18 protein-coding genes are annotated in these 20,588 nt (G+C 71.2%); 9 read left to right on the forward strand and 9 right to left on the reverse strand.

Going from position 1 to position 20,588, the window contains the following annotated elements:
* Positions 1 to 61: 61 nt before the first annotated feature.
* Positions 62 to 595 carry a VOC family protein gene (locus ACFYTS_RS22990; RefSeq protein WP_387307042.1) on the forward strand — a complete coding sequence of 178 codons (534 nt, stop codon included), beginning with the start codon at positions 62 to 64 and terminating at the stop codon, positions 593 to 595.
* Positions 596 to 598: 3 nt separating this feature from the next.
* Here ACFYTS_RS22990 and ACFYTS_RS22995 read toward each other — a convergent pair whose 3' ends face one another.
* The 3 genes from ACFYTS_RS22995 to ACFYTS_RS23005 form a co-directional block, all read right to left on the reverse strand.
* Positions 599 to 1,387 carry a hypothetical protein gene (locus tag ACFYTS_RS22995; protein WP_387307044.1) on the reverse strand — a complete coding sequence of 263 codons (789 nt, stop codon included), beginning with the start codon at positions 1,385 to 1,387 and terminating at the stop codon, positions 599 to 601.
* Between the two features lie 187 nt (positions 1,388 to 1,574).
* The gene (locus tag ACFYTS_RS23000; protein ID WP_387307046.1) at positions 1,575 to 2,522 is read right to left on the reverse strand and encodes an ABC transporter ATP-binding protein; all 948 of its coding nucleotides are present in this window, start codon (positions 2,520 to 2,522) and stop codon (positions 1,575 to 1,577) included.
* Positions 2,519 to 3,235: a hypothetical protein gene (locus ACFYTS_RS23005; protein WP_357087233.1), complete on the reverse strand. Its 717-nt coding sequence runs from the start codon at positions 3,233 to 3,235 to the stop codon at positions 2,519 to 2,521. Before ACFYTS_RS23005 ends, ACFYTS_RS23000 begins: the two co-directional genes overlap by 4 nt.
* Positions 3,236 to 3,365: 130 nt before the next feature.
* Between ACFYTS_RS23005 and ACFYTS_RS23010 the strand changes: the two genes are divergently transcribed.
* Entirely contained in the window at positions 3,366 to 4,205 is an 840-nt protein-coding gene (locus ACFYTS_RS23010; RefSeq protein ID WP_357283411.1) for a helix-turn-helix transcriptional regulator, read from the forward strand.
* A gap of 4 nt (positions 4,206 to 4,209) precedes the next feature.
* Positions 4,210 to 4,629 (forward strand): VOC family protein, encoded by a 420-nt coding sequence (locus ACFYTS_RS23015; protein WP_387307049.1) that lies wholly within the window; start codon positions 4,210 to 4,212, stop codon positions 4,627 to 4,629.
* Positions 4,630 to 4,633: 4 nt separating this feature from the next.
* Here the strand turns inward: ACFYTS_RS23015 and ACFYTS_RS23020 are convergent, their stop codons facing one another.
* Positions 4,634 to 5,659, reverse strand: a complete 1,026-nt coding sequence (locus tag ACFYTS_RS23020; protein ID WP_387307051.1) for a glutathione S-transferase family protein — start codon at positions 5,657 to 5,659, stop codon at positions 4,634 to 4,636.
* 208 nt (positions 5,660 to 5,867) lie between these two features.
* Between ACFYTS_RS23020 and ACFYTS_RS23025 the strand changes: the two genes are divergently transcribed.
* Complete coding sequence (locus ACFYTS_RS23025; RefSeq protein WP_357283419.1) at positions 5,868 to 6,662, forward strand: enoyl-CoA hydratase/isomerase family protein; 795 nt, start codon at positions 5,868 to 5,870, stop codon at positions 6,660 to 6,662.
* A 320-nt stretch (positions 6,663 to 6,982) separates the two neighbouring features.
* Complete coding sequence (locus ACFYTS_RS23030; RefSeq protein ID WP_357283422.1) at positions 6,983 to 8,233, forward strand: AMP-binding protein; 1,251 nt, start codon at positions 6,983 to 6,985, stop codon at positions 8,231 to 8,233.
* A gap of 27 nt (positions 8,234 to 8,260) precedes the next feature.
* On the opposite strand, the gene ACFYTS_RS23035 is transcribed toward ACFYTS_RS23030, so the two are convergent.
* On the reverse strand, positions 8,261 to 8,995 hold the full coding sequence (locus ACFYTS_RS23035) for a tyrosine-protein phosphatase (protein WP_387307054.1): 735 nt from the start codon (positions 8,993 to 8,995) through the stop codon (positions 8,261 to 8,263).
* Positions 8,996 to 9,414: 419 nt separating this feature from the next.
* Between ACFYTS_RS23035 and ACFYTS_RS23040 the strand changes: the two genes are divergently transcribed.
* Both ACFYTS_RS23040 and ACFYTS_RS23045 read left to right on the forward strand, forming a co-directional pair.
* Positions 9,415 to 9,894: a TetR family transcriptional regulator gene (locus ACFYTS_RS23040; protein ID WP_357283428.1), complete on the forward strand. Its 480-nt coding sequence runs from the start codon at positions 9,415 to 9,417 to the stop codon at positions 9,892 to 9,894.
* Between the two features lie 56 nt (positions 9,895 to 9,950).
* Entirely contained in the window at positions 9,951 to 11,126 is a 1,176-nt protein-coding gene (locus ACFYTS_RS23045) for an amino acid deaminase/aldolase (protein WP_387307056.1), read from the forward strand.
* A gap of 49 nt (positions 11,127 to 11,175) precedes the next feature.
* On the opposite strand, the gene ACFYTS_RS23050 is transcribed toward ACFYTS_RS23045, so the two are convergent.
* Positions 11,176 to 14,916, reverse strand: coding sequence for an AAA domain-containing protein (locus ACFYTS_RS23050; protein WP_387307058.1), 3,741 nt, complete (start codon positions 14,914 to 14,916; stop codon positions 11,176 to 11,178).
* Between the two features lie 423 nt (positions 14,917 to 15,339).
* On the opposite strand from ACFYTS_RS23050, the gene ACFYTS_RS23055 reads away from it, so the two are divergent.
* Complete coding sequence (locus ACFYTS_RS23055) at positions 15,340 to 16,083, forward strand: alpha/beta fold hydrolase (protein ID WP_357283436.1); 744 nt, start codon at positions 15,340 to 15,342, stop codon at positions 16,081 to 16,083.
* A 6-nt stretch (positions 16,084 to 16,089) separates the two neighbouring features.
* Here the strand turns inward: ACFYTS_RS23055 and ACFYTS_RS23060 are convergent, their stop codons facing one another.
* Entirely contained in the window at positions 16,090 to 16,737 is a 648-nt protein-coding gene (locus ACFYTS_RS23060) for a phosphoribosyltransferase (RefSeq protein WP_387307060.1), read from the reverse strand.
* A gap of 41 nt (positions 16,738 to 16,778) precedes the next feature.
* Positions 16,779 to 17,582, reverse strand: a complete 804-nt coding sequence (locus ACFYTS_RS23065) for a carbon-nitrogen hydrolase family protein (RefSeq protein ID WP_357283713.1) — start codon at positions 17,580 to 17,582, stop codon at positions 16,779 to 16,781.
* Between the two features lie 272 nt (positions 17,583 to 17,854).
* Between ACFYTS_RS23065 and ACFYTS_RS23070 the strand changes: the two genes are divergently transcribed.
* Positions 17,855 to 19,654: a DEAD/DEAH box helicase gene (locus tag ACFYTS_RS23070; RefSeq protein ID WP_357283442.1), complete on the forward strand. Its 1,800-nt coding sequence runs from the start codon at positions 17,855 to 17,857 to the stop codon at positions 19,652 to 19,654.
* A gap of 73 nt (positions 19,655 to 19,727) precedes the next feature.
* Here ACFYTS_RS23070 and ACFYTS_RS23075 read toward each other — a convergent pair whose 3' ends face one another.
* A complete protein-coding gene (locus ACFYTS_RS23075; RefSeq protein WP_357283445.1) occupies positions 19,728 to 20,486 on the reverse strand; it encodes a hypothetical protein in 759 nt (252 codons plus the stop codon).
* Positions 20,487 to 20,588: the final 102 nt, after the last annotated feature.

Below are 20,588 nucleotides of genomic sequence, written 5' to 3' on the forward strand. Positions count from 1 at the left end.
CGGCGTGTTCCGCTGAACTTCGCACCCCCGCGTCCGGTCTCGTCGAAACGGAGTTCCCGCCATGCCGATTCAGCGCCTCAATCACGCTGTCCTGTTCGTCTCCGACGTGGAACGCTCGGTCGCGTTCTACAGCGAGGTGCTCGGCTTCCGCCGGTTGCCCGGCGGCTTCCCGGGCGGGGCGTTCCTGCAGGCCGAGGGGTCGGCCAATGACCACGACCTGGGCCTGTTCCAGTCCCCGGACCCGTCGGTCCCGCACCGCACCGGCCGAGTCGGGCTCTATCACCTGGCCTGGGAGGTGGACACGCTCAGCGAGTTGCAGCGGGTGCGCGACGCCCTGATCGCGGCGGGCGCGCTCACGGGGGCGTCCGACCACGCCTCCACCAAGGCCCTCTACGCCGCCGATCCCGACGGCATCGAATTCGAGGTCTGCTGGCTGGTTCCCGACACCGCGGTGGAGGCCGAACTGGCGGGTATGACCGCGCCGAGCCTGCCGCTCGACCTGCCGGGGCTCATCGCCGAGTACGGCGCGGACACCCCGGGCGGCCCGCGCACCGATCACGCGGTCTGGCAGCGGGTGTTCGCCGACCGCGACTGAGCGTCAGATGTCGCGGCGGGTGTAGAACCACCAGCCCGCCGCGCCCGCGGCCGCGCTCCACAGCACCAGCATCGCCATGGCCGCCGGCGTGGGCGCGATGAGCGCGTTCTTGGCGTACCGTCCGCCGCTGATCGCCCCGACCGTCGAGGACACCGGCAGGATGGCCGCCAGCCCGCCGAATCCGATGGCGCGCGCGGTGATCCAGATCAGCGGTTCCAGCACCGCCCAGCCCAGCACCGCCATCAGCGCCTGGGTGGGCGAGCGCAGCACGAAGCCCACCGCGGTCCCGATCACCGCCCAGCACACCGCGGCCAGCGCCACCCCGATCAGCACGCCGAAGAAGCCACCGTCCATGGGCACCCGCGAGCCGCCCGCCAGTCGCATGGCGGCTCCGCCGAGCACCTCCATGGCGACCACGGTGGCGAGCGAGAACGCCCCCGCCACCGCGAGTTTCGCGCTCAGCAGCAGGGTCCGGTCGGGTGTGAACAGCGAGCTCATCGCCACGCCCCCGGTCGCGAACTCCGAGCCCGCGCCGACCGCCCCGAAGGCAGCGGCCGCGGCCACGGTCAGCACCACCACCCAGGCGGTCAGCACGGCCGCCCAGCCGGACCCGGAGCTGAACCCCTGCGCGTTCTCGCCCCCGGGCTGGAATCCGGTGCCCAGCGCCACGAACGCCGCCACACCCGCCGCGACGACCCCGCCGCCGATCACCCAGTTCAGCCGCACCGAAGTCACCTTCCGCACTTCGGAATTCGCGGCCCGGGCCACCACCGGCGGCACAGTGAACTTCATCGAGCGTCCTTTCGTGAAGCGTCCCCGGTCTGCGTGATCTGCCCGGCACCGCATACCCGTGCGGCACGGGGCGCTGCTCCGGAATCGAGCGTCTCGGCGGCGGTGCCGCGGACCGATCGTTCGCGGGCCGGGCCACCGGTTGCCGGCGCCGCCGACCGATAGCGAATACCGATGTGGCACACCGATGTCACCGATACGCCCCGGGGGCGGCCGGGCCGGGGTAGGCGGGGGCGGTGGGTCCGGTGTGGGTGAGGGCGGCCAGCACCTGATCCGGGTGGATGTGTTCGGGCGTGACCTCGGTGAGCTGGACCCGGGCGGCGGAGGCGGCCGATTCCAGTTGTGACAGTGAGGCTTCCGCGATCGCGAGGCGGCCGTCGGGCCGCATGACCGCGTCGGTGAAGCCCTGCGCGGCCAGCGAGGTGGCCAGCGCGATCGGGCTGGAGGCCTTGACCAGCAGCCGGTCCGGGTGGCTGCGGCGCAGCCGGGCGGGGCTGCCCTGGTAGGCGATGCGGCCGCGGTCCATGACGATGAGCTCGTCGGCGATGGGCAGCACGGTGCTCAGGGTGCGCGAGGTGAGCAGCACGGTGCCGCCGCGGCGGGCGTGGCCGCGCAGATGGTCATTGAGCCAGGCGGTTTCGCCGATGTCGAGTCCGGTGGCCGGATCGTCGAGCACCAGCAGCGGGGGATCGCCGAGCAGGGCGACGGCCAGCGCCAGCCGGGTCCGCATGCCCTCGGTGAGATTGCCGATCCGTTCGTCGGCGGCGTCGAGGAGCCGGACCAGCCGCAGCAGTTCCTCGGCCCGCTCATCGGAGACGCCCGCGGCGGCGGCGTACACGCGCAGCTGGGCGAACACCCGCCGCGCCGGGTCCAGCCCGCGCGGGGTGAGCATCGCGCCGACCGCCCGCCGTCCGGCGCGCGCACCGGAACCGGGCCCGCCCACGCTCGCGGTGCCCGAGGTGGGGGCGAGCAGTCCGAGCAGCATGCGCAGCACCGTGGACTTGCCCGCGCCGTGCGGTCCCACCAGCGCGGCCACCGTCCCGGCGGGCACCACGAAACTGACGTCGTCGACGCCGGTGATGCTGTCGAAGGTCTTGGTCAGCCCGCCGGCGGCGAAGGCGAGGGGCCGGGCGCTCACTGCTGCTTGTTCCAGGCCGGCGCGTTCAGGGCGGTCAGCGGGTCGGCGTCGACGATCATGGGCTGTGGCCAGCTCAGCGGCGGCGCGCCGAAGGCGTTGCGGGCATTGTCGACGGTGCGGCGGCCCAGCGCCCGGTTGCCGAATCCGCCGATGGCCGCGCCGATTCCGGCCGGGATCACCTTGCCGACCATGAGCGCCCCGCGCTTGGCGATGAACTGCACCATGAACCGCTTGAGCAGCGAGTCGTTCATGGAGCTCAGGCCGGGGATCTTGGCGGCCATCAGGCCACCCCAGTTCTTGGCCGACACGCCGACGCTCTTCTGCACGATCTCCATGCCGCTCTCCCCGAGCACCACGGCCAGGACCAGGGCGCGGCGGCGTTCCTTGTCCTCGGGCGCGATGCCGTGCACGGCGGCCACGGCCAGGGTGAACACCGCGGACGCCTCCAGGAAGAACGCGGTCTCCGCGCTCATGGCGGCCACCGACGCGACGGTTCCGACGCCGGGCACGGCCGCCGTCGCTCCGACCGCGGTGCCGGAGGCGGTGACGGTGTTCAGATACAGCTTCTCGAACCGCGCGATGATCTGCCCGGGTGTCTCGTCAGGATGATCGGCCCGCAGCTTCGCGACGTATTTCGCGACCGCCGGGGCCTGCACCTGGGACCCGTTGTCGAGCAGCGAAACGACCGCCTTTTCGAATCCGCCCTTGAACATCGGCAACCCCTTACTTCCGTGCGGTCCTCTCCGACCGAAACTCTATGGCACCTCGACAACGATTCGCGAGATAGACCGGTTCCGGATGGGAGCATCGCGCACCGCGCCGGATCGGCCTAGGGTGGACCGCGTGGCAGGCGTGTCCGAAGGCGCGTTGGGTGTGCCCGACCCGCGGCTGAGCGCGTACGTCCTCGGCTACGAGGGCTACCTGTTGCACGGCTTCACCCCGGGCACCCATATCGGCATGCCGGGGTCGGCGCTGACGGTGATCATCACCATCGGCGAACCCATCCACGTCCCCGTCTCCAGCCATCCCGAGCAGGCGGGCGGCCATTGGGACATGCTGGCCAGCGGGCTCACGGTGCGTCCGGCGGTGATCGCGCACAACGGCTTCCAGCACGGCGTGCAGCTGAATCTGACCCCGCTGGGCTGCCGGGCGGTGCTGGGGATGCCGGCCGCGGCGCTCGGTTCGTGGATCGTGGACCTGGCCGACGTGCTCGGGCCGCGCGCGACGGAGCTGCGGGAACGGCTGGCGGAGCCGGTGTCGTGGCCGGAGCGGTTCGCCGTCATCGACGAGATCCTGCTGCGGCACCTCGCCCCCGTGCGCTGGGACGACGAGCTGACCCACGCCTGGGCGCTGCTGTCCGGGCCGGACCCGGCGGTGCGGGTGGCCGAGGTCGCCGACGAGATCGGCTGGAGCCGAAGGCATCTCGGCAGCCGTTTCGGCGCGGAGTTCGGCATCACCCCCAAGGACGCGGTCCGGGTGGCCCGTTTCGAACGCTCGCACCGGCTGCTGCGCGAGCCGGTCGCGCCGCAGCTGGCGACGGTGGCGGCCGCCGCCGGGTATTACGACCAGGCGCACATGGCCCGCGAGTGGCGGGAGCTGGCGGGCATGCCGCCGTCGGTGTGGCGGGAACACGAGGAGTTCCCATTCGTCCAAGACCAACCGGTGGCCGAGGTCGGAGGCTAGTGCCATGAGCGAAACCACCAATTCCGTGCGGACCGCCATCGTCGTCTGGCCGACCCTGGTCTACCGCGACGCCGCGGCCGCGATCACGTTCCTGGAGGCCGCCTTCGGCTTCGAGACCACCGCCCGCTACGACTCGGGCGACACCGTCGACCACGCCGAACTGGCCTGGCCGGGCGGCGGCGCGATCATGCTCGGCGGGGTGCGTGAGGGCATGGCGCTGGACTGCCAGCCGCCCGGCGTCGGCTCGGTGTACATCGCCCTCGACGAGGTCGACGCGCTGTACGAGCGGGCGCGGGCCGCGGGCGCGACCGTCACCCGCGAACTGCGTGACGAAACCGATTACGAATCAAAGGGTTTCACCTGCCGCGACCCCGAAGGCGTCTACTGGAGCTTCGGCACCTATCGGGGCGCGGCGGGGGAGTGAGCGGTCAGACCGCGCCGTGACCGGCGGGCACCCGCTCGGCCTCCACCGGCGGAGGCGGCGGGGTGCCGTCGCCGAACGGCTTGCCGCCCAGGGCTTCCCGGTCGTGCGGGGTCAGCCAGTCGCCTAGTTCGGGGCCCTTGGGCACGACCCGCGTCGGATTGATGTCGGTGTGCACGATGTAGTAGTGCTGCTTGATCTGCACGAAGTCGACGGTGTCGCCGAAACCGGGGGTCTGGAACAGGTCGCGGGCGTACGCCCACAGCACCGGCATCTCGGTGAGCTTCTGCCGGTTGGTCTTGAAGTGGCCGTGGTAGACCGGGTCGAAACGGGCCAGGGTGGTGAACAGCCGCACATCGGCCTCGGTGATGGTGTCGCCCATCAGGTACCGCTGGCCCGCGAGGCGTTCGCTCAGCCAGTCGAGGGCGGTGAAGAGCCGGTCGTAGGCGGCGTCGTAGGCCTGCTGGTCGCCCGCGAACCCGCACCGGTACACGCCGTTGTTGACCTCGGTGTAGATGCGGCGCATGACCGGATCCATCTCCGCGCGTAGATCTTCCGGGTACAGGTCGGGCGCGCCGGGCCGGTGGTACTCGGTCCACTCGGTGGAGAAGTCGAGGGTCATCTGCGCGTAGTCGTTGGTGACCACCGCGCCGGTGCGCTCGTCCACGACGGCGGGCACGGTGATGCCGCGCGGGTAGTCGGGGAACCGCTCGAAGTAGGCGTCGCGCAGGAAGTGGATGCCGAGCACCGGATCCACCTCGCCCGGATCCAGGTCGAATGTCCAGCTGCGCTTGTCGTGGGTCGGCCCGCACAAACCCAGGGACAGCACCGATTCCAGCCCGAGCAGCCGCCGCACGATCAGCGTGCGATTGGCCCACGGGCAGGCCCGCGCCGCGACCAGCCGGTACCGGCCCGGCTCGACCGGATACCCGTCCCGCCCGTCCGCGGTGATCCGCGTCTCGATGTAATTCGTGTCCCGCTTGAATTCGCCGGGCTCGACATAGGTCCCCGGCTCGTTGTTCGAGGTGGTCACCGTGTCTATTTTGCCCTCCGCTCCGCTCCGGGCGGGTTCGCGGCCCCGAGGTCTCGATTCTTCCCTCCTCCGCTCCAAGGCGGAGGTCTATCGAGGTGCGGTCCAGAATCGAGACGGCCGCGACCCTCTGGGTAATCTTGTTGCAGGTAGTCGTACCGATGTTGTGCCGCCTCTTTTGCGAAGGTAAGCGTCCGCATACATTCAGGGCATGACTGACTCGAAGCCCACCCGCCTGGAGCGCATCGTCACCGATGGCGGCGCGGACGCGGCGATCCTCACCATCGACCATCCGCCGCTGAACCTCTTCGACAAGGCGCTGATGGACACCCTCGCCTCGGATCTCGAGGAGCTGTCGGCGAATCCGCCCCGCGCGCTGCTGATCCGCGCCGACGGCAAGCTGGTGTCGGGCGGCGTGGACGTGCACGTCTTCGACGGGCTGTCGGAGGAGGAGGGCGCGCAGCTGTGGCAGGCCCTGTTCGCGCGCATCATCCACCCGCTCGAGGCGCTGCCCTGCCCGGTCGTCTTCGCCGCCCACTCGCTGACCCTGACCGCGGCCTTCGAGATGTCGCTGGCCTGCGACATCGTCCTGGCCGCTCCCAAGGCCAAGTTCGGCCTGGTGGAGACGGTGGTGGGTCTGACCCCGTCCATGGGCGGCCCGCAGCGGCTGGCCGAGCGGGCGGGTTCGGGCCGGGCCCGCGAGTTCGTCATGACCGGTGACCTCTACGACGCCGCCACCATGGCCGACTGGGGTGTGGTCAACGCCGTGCACGAGGACGTGGACGCCGCCGCCCGGGCGCTGCTGGCCCGCCTCGCCGAGGGTCCGACCCGCGCGCACGCGGCCACCAAGACGATCATCGAGGCCTGGCGGTCCGGTGGTGTCGCCCACGCGGATTCGGTGACCCCGGAGGTGTCCGGGCAACTTTTCGGCACCGCGGACCTGAAGGGCGCGGTGCGCAGCTTCCTGGAGGTCGGCCCCGGAAAGGCCACGTACACGGGCAAATAGACCCAGGCCGGCCGGACCGGCTGTGCGCGCCCGGGCGTGTCTAATGACGCCCGGGCGTGTCAAGCCGTCTACCTGCGATGCTGTCGGATCGGGTGCGACACGAGACCGCTCGATGCTCATTCCGGACGCCCGGTCGTGAACGACATCCCAAATCCTGCGTTTCCGCAGGCTCGATTGGGGGAACCGAGGTTTGGCAGGACGCCGATCTGTTTCCGTGGGGTCAAAGCCTGACATCCGTTTGCCGACAATCCGCCCACTTCTGTGATCTGCATCATATAGTCACTCATGCCTGGCAGGGCTTCGAGGCACTCGGAGGGACGATGTCGCAGTTACTCGTGGAATTCCCGCACACGCGAAACGGCTGGTGTGACAACCCGCTTGCGCGCGCCGCCGACGGCATCCTGCGCTACGGAAACCTCACCCCCGCACTGACCGAGCTACTCGACGTCCAGGTCCACACTTTCGCCGCCCGCGAGGCCGTCGTCGAGATCGGCGGCCCCCGGCTCACCTACCGCGAGCTCTGGTACTCGGCCTCCCGCATCGCGGGCGGGTTGCAGGAGCACGGCATCGGCTACGGCGACCGGGTCGCGGTCCGCATGCCGGTCGGCGCCCGGTGGGTCCAGGCCTTCCTGGGCGCGCTGCTCTCCGGCGCGGTCCCGGTGCTGGTCCACGACGGCCTCCCGGACGCGCTGGCGGACCGCGTGATTCGCGACGCCTGCGCCGACTTCGTGCTGGACGGCGGCGGTACCGCGACCGGTTTCGCCGCGGCCCTGCCCGACGGCGCGGCCTTCATCGACGACGGCGCGTCCCTGGGCGAGCTGGCGCTGCTCTCCTACACCAGCCCGGGCCCCGGCACCGCCCCGCGCGGGGTGGAGCTGACCAACGAGAACCTGCTCTCCGCAATCCGTTCCGTGGTCGGCGCGCTGGACCTGCCCACCGACGGCCTGCGCAACCTGGTGCTGCTGCCGCTCGCGCACGCCAGCGGGTGCGTGGATCAACTGCTGCCGACGTTCGCGGTCGGCGGCACGGTGGTGCTCACCCCGGACCGGTCCCTGGTGCCGCGGGCGCTGGTGGCCGAACGCATCGACATGGTCGCCGCGACCCCCAGCATCTTCGCCGGACTGCTGCCCGGCCTGGCGGGGCTGCGGGTGGAGCAGGTGCGTCAGGTGTGCAGCGCCGGGCACCGCGCCGAACTGGCCGCGGCCACCGCCGCCTCCGGCTCGGTCGCCGACACCCTGCGCGAGGTCTTCCCGGCCGCGCGGCAGTGGTCGGTGTGGGGCGCGACCGAGACCTCCGGCATCGGCCTGGCCCGCGACGACACCGCCGTGGACCTCGAGGACCACGACAGCGCTCGCGACACCCTCGGATTCGCCTTCGGGGGAACCGAACTCGCGTTATGGGGCCCGCGCGCGGACGCCGGGTGCGGCGAATTGCTGTGCCGCGGGCCGAATGTGAGCCCGCGGTACTGGAACGACCCGAAGACCACCGAATCGCGCTTCACCGGGCCCTGGTTCCACACCGGGAACCAGGTCAGCATCACCGCCGACGGCTTGGTCCGCCGCGTCGGCTGACGCGCGGACCCGACCGGACGCGAGCGCTCAGCCGAGCAGGCGGGTGTGCAGGGCGTCGCGGATCTCGATGGTGATGCCGATTTCGGTGAGGTAGCCGTCGAGGCCGCCGTAGAGGGCGTGCATCGAGGTGGTGGCGCATTCCAGGTATTCGGTGCGGACGCCGAGCAGGTCATCGGAGACGTCCTTGTCGGACTCCGCGGTCATGAACGAGCGCAGCACCGGCACCGCGTCATTGCTGAGCAGGTAGTCGGCGAACACGTCGTCCTCGGTGACCCCGACCGCGCGCAGCAGCGTGGCCACCGCCCAGCCGGTGCGGTCCTTGCCGGCGGCGCAGTGCACCAGCGCGGTGCCGGCCAGCGCGGAGTCGGCCAGCGACTTGATCGCGACGTGGGCCTCGGGCAGGGCCGGGAACTGGCGGTAGACCTCGAGCATGTGGGCCTGGGCGGTCGCCTTGTCACGCGCCTCGTGCGGCGGGGTCTGGCCCATGCGGGAGTCGAAGGGCGTGACCCGCAGTCGCACGCCGTCCGGGATGACGTCGTGCCCGATGTACTCGATCTCGGCGTGTCCGCGCAGGTCGTGGATGTCGGTGACGCCCAGCGTGCGCAGGGTGTCGACACCGGCGTCGTCGATCCGGCTGAGCTGGGCGGACCGCAGCAGGACGCCTTCCTTGACGGTGGATCCGCCCACGGTCCGTGCTCCACCCAGATCGCGGAAGTTGAAGGTGCCGGAGATCAGGAATTGGTCGTAGCGCGCAGAGGTCACGAGCTCAGGTTATCGGTGAGTGGGACTCGCGGTCGGCGATCGATCGGTGAGCGGGACTCGTTCGCGGCGAATCCGGGGCCCCAAAATACGCCGCCGGGTGTGGGTTCGCGCACACCCGCTATGTGTGTCGCGCATACCGCCATAAAATACCGATTGGTCCAAATAGCGGCTTTACCTGGCGATCGTTCAATTTGATCATTCCCAATCGATCGCGGGCCCGTTTCAATCAGGTAACAAAACAATCCTGAGGTCCGTATTCGCCTATCAAAGCTGGTCGCAAGGCAAGTAAAAGACGTAACATCGGTACCCGTTGAACGGGTACGCCGGGGTACAGGCCGGTGATCGATGCTGATCTGCAACCCGTTGAGCGAGCCGCGCAGGCAGAGGTGCGCGAGTCTTTTCGCCAAAGGGAGTCGTCGTTGAGCGCAAGTGGAGAAATCACCCAGGTCGGACTTCGTCCGGCCATGACCGAGGCCATCGAGGCCGCGGCCGGGTCGCTCGATTTCAGCGGTAATCGTGCGCTTCGAGTTCTGTTGCACGCGGGCGTCAGCACGCTGTGGCCGATCCTGAAATCCTCACCCGATCGGCAGCTGCGAGCCTACGAATCGACGCTGTCGGTCCTGCGGCGGCGCTGGGAGAACCAGACCGGTTGCGTACCGGATCCGATCGCCACCGCCATGTTCCGCGAACTGGACGCCGACGTGACCGAGTTCCTGGACCTGTGCGCCCGCCGATCGGGCACCCAGTGGCTGGAACCGGTCGATGCCATCGCCGCCTACCTGCTGGCCGTCATCCAGGGCATGGTGTTGCGCTGGCTGGCGGACTGCGATGACGAGATCTCGCTGGTCGTGCTGGACGACCTGGTCTCGTACCTGTCCACCAAGGCCGTCGACCTCTGAGGATTCCCCCGAACTTTGTGCTGGACGAGTGACCAGGTTCGTGGTCGAATGATCTGGTGACCGATTCGTCGCCGATCAGCGGGCTGCACGCGGCCACCGCCGACCTGGAACCACCGCTGGCCGCGGTCGACCTGACCGCCCTGCGCGCCAATGCCGCCGATCTGGTGCGCCGCGCCCGCGGCGTGCCGATCCGGGTAGCCAGTAAATCCGTCCGCTGCCGCGCGGTGCTCGAGGAAGTGCTGGGCGACAAGCTCACCGCGTCCGGCGGCTTCGCCGGGATCATGGGTTACTCACTGCGCGAAGCGATCTGGCTGGTCCGCGAGGGCGCGCGCGACGTGCTGCTCGGCTATCCCACCGTCGACCGGCACGCGCTGGCCGAACTCGCCGCCGACCCGCTGCTGCTCGACTCCATCACCCTCATGGTCGACGACACCGACCAGCTGGACTTCATCCGCGCCGTCGTCGGCGAGAAGGCCGCTCCCCGCGTGTGTCTCGACGTCGACGCCTCCCTGCGCATCGGACCGCTCCACCTGGGCGTGCGCCGCTCCCCGATTCGCACCCCCGACCAGGCCGCGAAGCTGGCGACCGAAACCCGTTCCCGCGGTTTCCGGCTCGTCGGCGTGATGACCTACGAGGCCCAGATCGCTGGCCTGCCCGACACCAATCCGGCTGTGCGCCTGGTGAAGTGGGCGTCCGCCGCGGAGATCGGCAAGCGCCGCCGCCAGGTGCTGGACGCGGTACGGTCGGTGGCCGGTGAACTGGAGCTGGTCAACAGCGGCGGCACCGGGTCCATCGAGGTCTCCATCACCGACCCGGGTGTCACCGAGGTGACCGCGGGTTCGGGTCTGTACCTGCCGACCCTGTTCGACGGCTACCGCAATCTCGCTCCGCGCCCGTCCATGTACTTCGCGGCCCCCGTGCTGCGCCGTCCCGCGCCCGGGATCGCCACCGTGTACTCGGGCGGCTACATCGCCTCGGGTCCCACGGGTGCGTCCCGGGTGCCGAAACCGGTGTGGCCCTTGGGCTTGAAGCTGATCGGCACCGAGGGCGCGGGTGAGGTGCAGACCCCGCTGACCGGCGCCGACGGACTGCGGATCGGCGATCGCGTCTGGTTCCGGCACGCCAAGGCGGGCGAGCTGTGCGAGCGGTTCGACGAGGTTCATCTCGTCGACGCCGACGGCAGCCGCACCACCGTGCCGACCTATCGCGGCGAAGGCCACAACTTCGGCTGACCCCGAGTGCACCGAGTTCCGGCAGTCGGGGGAACTCGGTGGCGCGGTGTCAGACCCGGTCGAGTTGCAGGACCGCGGCCAGGTCGGACAGTTCGGCCGTGGTGGCCGGGAGGAATTCGGTCAGCAGCGGCGAGCGCACGATGATCGCCGACCACATGGCCCGCGAGATGGCGCTGGTCAGCCAGTGCCGCGACAGCAGCGCCCCGATGCCGTGCGGGGCGTCCTCGGGCGCGGAGGTGGTCATGGAGACCAGCACCACCGCCGCCTCGCGGCCCTGGAAGTGGTCGGGCGTGCCGACCAGCACGTCCTCGATCTTGGCCCGTGACAACAGGGTTCGGATGCGCGCCACCTGCGCGTGATACGGGGCCACCACCAGGATGTCGTGCGGGTGCAGGCGGCGGGTGACCGCCCCGGTGTGCCAGGGCAGGCCGAGTAGCGTCCGCACCTGGCGCACGATCTCGCGCGCCTCCTCGGCGGATTCGGTGCCGTTGCCGTGATGCTCCACCGCGACCGTGCGCACGCCCGGCGGAATGCCGTCGAGTTCCCGTGCCAGGGTGACGGTTTCGTTCGAGCGCAGCCGATTCTCGTAGCGCAGCCGCGACACCGGCACGCACATGCGCGGATGCATGCGCCAGGTGCGGTCCAGGAAGTAGCCGTAGGCGGCGGGCAGGGTGCGGTGCGCGCCGAGCAGCCGGCCCAGCACGGATTCGGCGATGGGTTCGGGGTGGGTGCCGTGCGCGGTGGGCGGCGCGGGGTCGCCGACCAGCAGCAGGTTGCGCGCGCACACCGCGACCGCGGCTGCCTCGGCCAGCGGGAACTTCCCGGCGTCCACGATGACCAGCAGGTCCAGGCTGTCGCGTGCGATGCGTTCGGGATCGGTGAAGTCGCCCGAGAGTCCGCCCACCACACAGCCGTTCACGGCATTGTCGAGGAAGCGCGGATAACGGGACGCCTCGATGGGCAGCCATTCCGGGGCCACCGCGCGGCTGTCGGCCTTGGCCACCAGCTCCGGCAGCACGCCCACCTCGACGACGGCGTCGAGCAGATGCTCGACCGCCCGGTGCGTGCGCGCCACCACCCCGACCCGCCACTTGTAGCGGGTGACGAGGCGTTCCACGGCGCGCGCGGTGGTGACGGTCTTGCCGGTGCCGGGCGGACCCTGCACGGCCGCATAGGAATTGTCGAGGTCCAGCACGGCCGCGGTGACGGCGGCGGCGTGGTCGCCGAACACCTCGGGCAGCGCGGCGCCGGTGCGAAGCCGGGGCGGGCGGCGGGTGAGGATGTCGAAGACGGCCGTCTCGGGCACGTGGGGGAGCGTCACCAGCAGCTGATGTGCGGTGTCCTCCAAGGCTTCCGCGAGACGTGCGTCGGTGCCGGGCGGGCAGGGCGCGATGGCGGTGGGCAGCTCGTCGTAGGGCGCGCAGCCCTCGGGCAGGAACTCGACGACGCGCACCACGTCCTCGAAGCCCGCGTCCAGGGAGCAGCCGAGCACCGTGGCGTGCGCGGTGGCGCGCAGGCCCGGGGTGACGGCCATCCCGGGCGCGGCGTGGTCGTAGAGGGTGAGCACGGGGGTGCCGGGCGGCGGCGCGTTGCCGGTGCCCAGGCGTCCGGTCAGGGTCAGGTACCGGCGCAGGGGCCGTTGTCCGGTGCCGTGCCAGTCGGTGTCGACCGAACCGGAGTCGGCGACGAGCACGCCCGCGGTGTCGGCCCATTCGTCCACGGGGTGGTCGAGGCGGTCGTCGTGGGCCCAGCGCAGCGGGCGGCGTTCGCGCCGGTGATAGCCGAGCGCGGCCGCGGTCAGTCCGGCGGCCTCCTGGGCCGGGCCGCGTCGAGCGCCCGAGCTCTCGGCGAATTCCCGCAGCGCGGCCTCGACATCGTCGGGTCCGGTCTCGGCGTAGTCGTAGGCCCAGCGACGGCTCGGCCGCACCTGGTGTTCGGCGGCCAGCTCCAGCAGCCAATCCCGCAGGCGCAGCACCGCTTCGGCGCCGTGCCCGCTCTCCTCCTGGTTGGGCGGCAGCTGATGCAGGTCGTAGGACCGCTCGCCGACCACCAGCGCGGCCCGCACCACCGGGTACAGATCGACCAGCGCGGGCAGCAGCTCCGCCACCGCGTCCTCGGCCTCGGAGTCGCGCTCCCCGACGGCATCGAGCACCTCGCGCAGATCAGCGCGGTAGTGGTGGATCCGCAGCTCCGGGAACTCGCGCTGCCGCTCCATCAGGAACTCCAGCAGCTCGTCCGCGTCGTCCCGCCTCCGGGTGAGCGACACCCCGCGGTCCCGCTCGGCGCCTCGAATCACGAAGGTGCGCTCGGTTTTCGGCAGTGCGGGCGCGGGTACGAAGCCCAGGTCGATGGTGCTCACGCCGGGCATCGGCCCGGGCTCGGCGGTGGCCACGCGATCTCCGACGGTCCCGGGGGCCGTCTCGCCGGGCGTTCTGGGACCGAAACTCAGTGCCACCGGAGGGATTTCCGCGTTACCGAGCCGGGCCGCGGCGTGTTCCGGCTCGCGCGGGTGTTCGGCGGTGTCGGTCCGCGTGTCGCGTGGACTGTCGGCGCGGTGGCGGGCGTTCGTGGGATCGGCGTCGCCGATCGCTGCGGCGAAACCCACGTGGACGATCAGATCACCTGCGGTGCGGCGTATTCCGGCCCGGGGGCGGGCTGTTCCGCAGGTGGTGAGCATGGGGATGGCGGCGCCGTCGGGTCCCGGCGGCGCGGTGACGCTGACGAAGAGCTCGCCCGGGGCGGGGGCGGCCAGGGCGGCGAGAGCGGCCGGCTCGACGAGGCCGTGCACGGGGCGGCCGGTGCGTTCGCGCAGGATCTGGACCTCGGCCTGGCGGCGCAGGGTGGTGAGGGTGGCGGCGGGGATGCCGGTGACCGTGGAGTCGGCGACCGCGAGCCGGTCCACGGTGGTGATGCCGGCGTCGCGCAGGTGGGCGCGGGTGGCCGGGCGCATGCCCGCGACCAGCAGCAGGTCGCGGCGGGCCTCGAGTTCGGCGGTGCAGGTGGGGCAGTGTCCGCAGGCCAGGAAGCGCCGATCGCCCCACTGCACCGGAAGTAGTTCGCCGAGTTTGGATTCCACGATGAGGTTCAGCCGCGCGCGCCGGGCCTGGTAGACCACCGCCATGTCGGCGAGCCGGTGGGTGGCACGGACCCCGTCCTCCCACACCAGCGCGTGTGAGGCGGCCCGGAAGCCGTTGTGCCGCAGGGCTTCCGCTGCCGCTGCCAGGCCGAGCAGGGTGGCGACCCCGCCGCGGCGTCCGGCGACCCCGGTCACGATGTAGTCGTGGCCCTCGGGTGCGTGGTCGCGGACCAGGAATTCGCAGCGCGCCGCGAAGTCGCCGTCGAACAGGACGGCCCCCGCGACCGCCTCGGCCGCGCCGCGCAGTGCCGCCGCGGTCTGCTCGTGCGCGACCCACAGTCCGGCCAGTGCCTCGTCCTGCGTGTGTTCGGGCGTCGCGGTCGCGGTGTCGCGGCGTAGCGCGCGGGGATGGTCGTCGGGTAGGCCCGCGAGTGGGCCGGCCTCCGGGGGCGTGAGGGCGGCCACGCCGAGGGTGGCCGCGGCGGCCCGGGATAGGCGGATGCGGGTGACGGCGTCGCCGTGGCGGTCGCGGAGGTCGGCGAGGCGGTGTTCGACGGCCGGGTCCGGGGTGCGCGTGAGCGCGCCGCGCGACGGGAACTCGACCGGGGTCACCAGTCCCAGTTCGGCGTCGAGCGCGCGCAGCAGCGCGAACTCACAACGCGCCGCCGCCACCAGGTCTCCGGTGCTGCACACGACACGATCACCGAACAGCATCAATCGCGGCCCTCCTGTGCCATTGCTCCGCCCGCCCGGCCGGGAATCGTCACGTGCCGAGTCGGCCATAGCGTAATGACTGCGGGCGGTGTGATGTGCCGCCAGGTGGGGCCCGCGTACGGGGTCGTCCCGGTCACGAGCCGCCCACGTCAGCGCGCGTTTGCGGGCGGTGTTGGGAGACAACGCGACTCGTGCGGGGCGCGGTGGCCGAAGTTGGCTCAACGCCCGGTCGGACGCCAGATATCGCCCCGCCATTCCGGCGTGTCGCCCGGCGGGCGAGACCGAGTCGCCCATCCGGTCCGGCCGCCGGGACCGGCCCCGGACCGGAAACCCGGGCCGACCGTTCGGTCTCTCCATTAATTACTGACCAGTTGCCTGTTCGGAGCTCCCCCACAGCCGCTTCCGGTCTGTCACAATCTGCCGATGCTTTACCTCGCGAGCGCTCGCGGCCGCCTTCACTACCGACGATGGCGGCTCGACCATGCGCAGGCCGTCCTGGCTCTGCTGCCCGGAATCGGCCAGCACAGCGCGCACTACCATCGGTTTGCCCGGGCGCTCGCCGCCCACGGAATCGAACTCTGGGCCCTGGACACCTCCGGCCACGGTCTCAGCGAAGGAGACCCGGAGCGGCCCGGCAATATCCACGAACTGGCCGCCGACGCGCGCCTGTTCCTGGATCAGGTGCACGGGCACTCCGACTCCACGCCCTTCCTGATGGGTCACTCGCTCGGCGCGGCCACCGCGCTGGCGGTGCTGCGGGACGCCGAACCGCGGGACTTCTCCGGTCTGGTCCTGTCCGGTACGCCGCAGGCGGTGCTGGAGGGCCGGTCGCCGAAATCCGCCCGCGGCAGCGCGGTCGCGAATCGTGGCCGGGCCCAAGCCGTTTCCGGCGGAAGTTCGGCCGAGGCCCGCTCCCGGGCCGCGGCGGCGACGGCCAGCGAATCGGACTGGCCGGGCCCCCGGCTGCCCGAGGGCCTGCCGGTGCTGATCGTGCACGGCGCGGACGATCGGCGCGCGCCGATCGACCCGGTCCGGGCCTGGTCCGAACAGGTCGGGGCGCGCTTCCTCACCTATCCGGACACCGGCCACGATCTGCTGCACGAGCCCGCGCACGCGGCGGTCACCGCCGAGGTGGTCGATTTCGTGCACGCCCGATCGCTGGTCTGACGGCGGTCACCGTTCCGGGTCGCGGTCGGTGGCGGGCCGCAACAGCCGCACCACCTCCGCGTCGGTGAGCTGGTGGAAGTCGCGATACGCGCCGCCCACGCCGCCGAGATTGCGCGGCACCATCGGGCACACCACCTCATCGGCGATGGCCCGGATCCGGTGCAGCGCTTCGGCCGAGGACACCGGCACGGCGACGACCACCCGCCGGGGCTCGTGCCGGCGCGCGATCTCGCATCCGGCGGCCACGGTCGCGCCGGTGGCCATGCCGTCGTCGACGATCACCACGGTCCGATCGGTCATGTCGATCGGCGGCCCCTCGCGCAGCACCCGCCGCCGCCGTTCCAGCTCGGCGCGTTCGACGTGCTCGATGTCGATCAGCTGCTCCGGGGACACACCGGTCTGCCGCATGACGTCGTGATTGAGGACCCGCACCCCGTCCTCGCCGATGGCCCCCATGGCCAGCTCCGGCTGCCAGGGCACTCCGAGCTTGCGGACCAGCAGCACATCCAGATCGCCGCCGATCGCCGCACGGACCGCTGCCGCCACCGGAACCCCGCCGCGAGGCAGTCCCAGCACCAACGGATCCGCCGCGCGCAGGTGCCCGAGCACCTCACCCAGCGCGCGTCCGGCGGCCCCGCGATCCGGATAGATCATCGGTATTCAGTCTAGTTGCGTGAGCCCCGGCTCACCGGGGCTCATTCGCCGCGGATGGTGTACCGGCGCAGCGCCAGGCTGGGGTTGGTGGCCCGGACCTCGCCCAGGTGCGCCAGATCGACGCGGGCGGTGGCGATGCCCGGCTGATCGCCGAGTTCGGCCAGCACCGCGCCGGTGGGGGCGACGATCATGGAGGCGCCGGAGCCGCGCGGCGCGGCCTGGTCGGCGGCGGCCACGTACATGGTGTTCTCGATGGCCCGGGCCCGCAGCAGGGTGGTCCACTGATCGACCTTGCCGGGGCCGGGAATCCACTGCGCGGGCAACAGCAGGGTGTGCGCGCCGGCGGCGGCCAGGCGGCGAATGCCCTCGGGGAAGCGCAGATCGAAACAGGTCTGCATGCCGAATACGACGCCGTCGACGGTGAAGGTCTGGGACTGGTCGAGCGGGCCGGGGATGAGCAGGTCGGATTCGCGGGAGCCGAAAGCGTCGTAGAGGTGAACTTTTCGGTACACGGCGGCGAACTCGGCGTCCGGGGAGGCGGCGACGAGTGTGTTGTAGATGTGCCCGGCGGGCTGGTCCGGGCCCCCGGCCTCGACCACGCCGGCGACCACGTGCACGCCGAATTCGGCTGCCACGCCGCGCAATCCGGTGACGAACTCTCCGGTGAGCGGCTCCGCGGCGGCCAGCACCCGCTCGTCGAGGCGCTTGGTGGCGAACATCGCGTACTCGGGGGCCACCACCACCTTCGCTCCGAGTTCGCTGGCCGCTTTGACCTCGGCGCGCAGGGCGGTGAGATTGGCCACGGTGTCGGTGTGCGGATCGAACTGCACCACCGCCACGTCCACCGACCCCGCGGGCGCGGTGCCGGCCTGCTGCCGGGCCGCGGCGCCGGGCTCGGGGACGGCCGTCGCCACGGCTCCCGAGCTGGCCGCATCGGGCGAGGCCAGGGTCCCGGCGGCATAGCTGTGGACGGGAGCGGCTTCGGTATTTCCGAGTCCGGAAACCGGACTCGAGGGCGTCGGGAGGGCGGGCGCGGGCGGGTTGTCCGGTTGCACGACTCCCAGGGTATTCACCCGATGGTCAGGCCCGCAGCTAGCAGGCAGTAAAATCCATGGCAATGAGCACCTCACCGGCCGACAGCGTTCCCACTGACGACGAGAGGGACGTTTCCGGCCCGTCCTTCGCCGATCTCGGGCTCGATGACCGCATTCTGCGGGCCATCGCCGATGTCGGCTACGAATCGCCGTCGCCGATCCAGGCGGCGACGATTCCGCCGCTGTTGGACGGCCATGACGTGGTGGGTCTCGCCCAGACCGGTACCGGTAAGACGGCGGCATTCGCCATCCCGGTGTTGATGGGCATGCACGGAGCGGGCAAGGCGCCGAAGGCGTTGGTGCTGGCACCGACTCGTGAGCTGGCGATCCAGGTAGCGGAGGCGTTCGGCCGGTACGCCACCCATATGCCCGGAACGCATGTGCTGCCGATCTATGGTGGTCAGAACTACGCGGTGCAGCTGTCGGGGCTGCGGCGCGGCGCCCAGGTGGTGGTCGGCACCCCGGGTCGCGTCATCGATCACCTCGAGCGCGGCACGCTCGACCTGTCGGAGCTGCAGTACCTGGTGCTCGACGAGGCCGACGAGATGCTCAAGATGGGCTTCCAGGAGGACGTCGAGCGCATCCTGCGCGACACGCCCGAGGAGAAGCAGGTCGCCCTGTTCTCGGCCACCATGCCGACGGTGATCCGCAAGATCTCCAAGCAGTACCTGAAGGACCCGGTCGAGATCACGGTCAAGACCAAGACCTCCACCAACACCAACATCACCCAGCGCTGGGTGCAGGTGTCGCATCAGCGCAAGCTGGACGCGCTGACCCGCATCCTCGAGGTGGAGCCCTTCGAGGCCATCATCATGTTCGTGCGCACCAAGCAGGCCACCGAGGAGCTGGCCGAGAAGTTGCGCGCGCGTGGGTATTCCGCGGCGGCCATCAACGGTGACATCGCGCAGGCGCAGCGTGAGCGCACCATCGGCCAGCTCAAGTCGGGCGTGCTCGACATCCTGGTCGCCACCGACGTCGCCGCCCGCGGCCTGGACGTGGAACGCATCTCGCACGTCGTCAACTACGACATCCCGCACGACACCGAGTCCTACGTGCACCGCATCGGCCGCACCGGCCGCGCCGGCCGCACCGGTACCGCCCTGCTGTTCGTGGCCCCGCGCGAGCGCCGGTTGCTCGACGCCATCGAGCGCGCCACCCGCCAGCAGGTCACAGAGATGCAGCTGCCCAGCGTCGATGACGTGAACGCGCAACGCGTCACCAAGTTCCACGACGCCATCACCGACAACCTGGCCTCGGACAACCTGCCGCTGTTCCGCAAGCTCATCGAGGACTACGAGCGCGAGCACAACATCCCGCTGGTGGACATCGCGGCGGCGCTGGCGGTCGGCGGCCACGACGGTGACAACTTCTTCATGGAGCCCGACCCGGAGCCCGCCCCGCGCGAGCGCCGTGAGCGTGCCCCCCGCTCCTTCGACGACCGCGATCGCGGACCCCGCGAACGCCGGGAGCCCAGCGGTCCGTCCCGGCACCGTCAGACCGGCGCGGAACTGGTCACCTACCGGATCTCGGTCGGCAAGCGCCACAAGGTCGCGCCGGGCGCGATCGTCGGCGCCATCGCCAACGAGGGCGGCCTGCGCCGCAGCGACTTCGGGCACATCAGCATCCGCCCGGACCACTCGCTGGTGGAGCTGCCCGCCGACCTGTCCAAGGAAACGCTGAACGCGTTGAGCCGCACCCGGATCAGCGGTCAGCTCATCGAGCTCACCCTGGACGGCGGCCCGCCCGGACAGCGCTCCATGAGCCGCGCCCCGCGCCGCGAGGGCAAGCGCCCGGACCAGCATCGGCGCAAGCCGCGCTTCTGAGACAGCGCTCCGAAACGACGACGCCCGCATCCGGAATGGATGCGGGCGTCGTGTTTTCGGGAGTCGCGAGTGTCTAGGCCGGAGCGCTGCCGGAGCCGGAGTTGTCGGCCGGGGTCTGCGCGGGAGTGGTCGGCGCGGCCGGGGTGCTGGACGGGGTCGCCCCGGAGGCGTCCGGGGCCGCCGGGGCGGTGGCGGGCGGGGTGGCCTGGACCGCGGGGGCATCCGGGACGGTCGAGAGGCCGACGGTCGGGAGGACGACGCACCGGGCGTTGGGGTAGTCGATGGTGCCCCAGAGCGAGGCGATGACGGTGCCCGGGCCGGTCTCGACGGTCTTGGACAGCGACGGCAGGCTGTACTCGGTGTGGTCGTCGAGTGGGACGATGCCGCTGCGGCCGTTGTTCACATTCAGCCAGGCGACGGTCAGGCCGGATCCGATCGGGAACCCGTTCTGCTGGGCCATGACCTGGAAGCTGATGTTCCCGGCCGGGAGTGACACCGTGCCGTTGGGGCCCGCGACGCCGGTGACCGCGGTGGCCGAGGTGAGGCTGAATGGCATGTTGAAGCCGCAGCCGAGGGTGGGGGCCAGGTACGAGAACGGCGTGAACTGAACGTTTTCCAACTTCGCGGCGGCGATCAGCTGCGCCGTCCGGGCGATGTCGGCGACCGCGGTCTTGCCCGCGACATTGTCGCCGACGGCCTGGGTGAGCTGGTCGATGCCCATCTGGGGCGTCGTCTCGGTCCAGTCGGCCGTGGCCGTGGGGGCTCCCAGGGCCGCGACGGTGGTCATCGCGGCGATCGCCGCGGCGCGCCGGAAAAGCGTGCTGCCGTTCACTCTGGCTGCTCCTGCGTTGCGGGTGTGGGGTTCTCGGGCAACCTACCAGTTCAGGTCGGTCCCGGTGCCGCCGAGCCGCCCCGTCGGTGTGATCCGGGTGGC

The sequence above is a fragment of the Nocardia sp. NPDC004151 genome, assembly GCF_042874235.1.
In the GTDB taxonomy this organism is placed as follows: Bacteria; Actinomycetota; Actinomycetes; order Mycobacteriales; family Mycobacteriaceae; genus Nocardia.

Bases quoted from the DNA above. Each gene is read 5' to 3' on its own strand.
- ACFYTS_RS22990 (WP_387307042.1), top strand. From the start codon at position 62: ATGCCGATTCAGCGCCTCAATCACGCTGTCCTGTTCGTCTCCGACGTG.
- ACFYTS_RS22995 (WP_387307044.1), bottom strand. From the start codon at position 1,387: ATGAAGTTCACTGTGCCGCCGGTGGTGGCCCGGGCCGCGAATTCCGAA.
- ACFYTS_RS23005 (WP_357087233.1), bottom strand. From the start codon at position 3,235: ATGTTCAAGGGCGGATTCGAAAAGGCGGTCGTTTCGCTGCTCGACAAC.
- ACFYTS_RS23015 (WP_387307049.1), top strand. From the start codon at position 4,210: ATGAGCGAAACCACCAATTCCGTGCGGACCGCCATCGTCGTCTGGCCG.
- ACFYTS_RS23025 (WP_357283419.1), top strand. From the start codon at position 5,868: ATGACTGACTCGAAGCCCACCCGCCTGGAGCGCATCGTCACCGATGGC.
- ACFYTS_RS23030 (WP_357283422.1), top strand. From the start codon at position 6,983: ATGTCGCAGTTACTCGTGGAATTCCCGCACACGCGAAACGGCTGGTGT.
- ACFYTS_RS23050 (WP_387307058.1), bottom strand. From the start codon at position 14,916: ATGCTGTTCGGTGATCGTGTCGTGTGCAGCACCGGAGACCTGGTGGCG.
- ACFYTS_RS23055 (WP_357283436.1), top strand. From the start codon at position 15,340: ATGCTTTACCTCGCGAGCGCTCGCGGCCGCCTTCACTACCGACGATGG.
- ACFYTS_RS23060 (WP_387307060.1), bottom strand. From the start codon at position 16,737: ATGATCTATCCGGATCGCGGGGCCGCCGGACGCGCGCTGGGTGAGGTG.
- ACFYTS_RS23070 (WP_357283442.1), top strand. From the start codon at position 17,855: ATGAGCACCTCACCGGCCGACAGCGTTCCCACTGACGACGAGAGGGAC.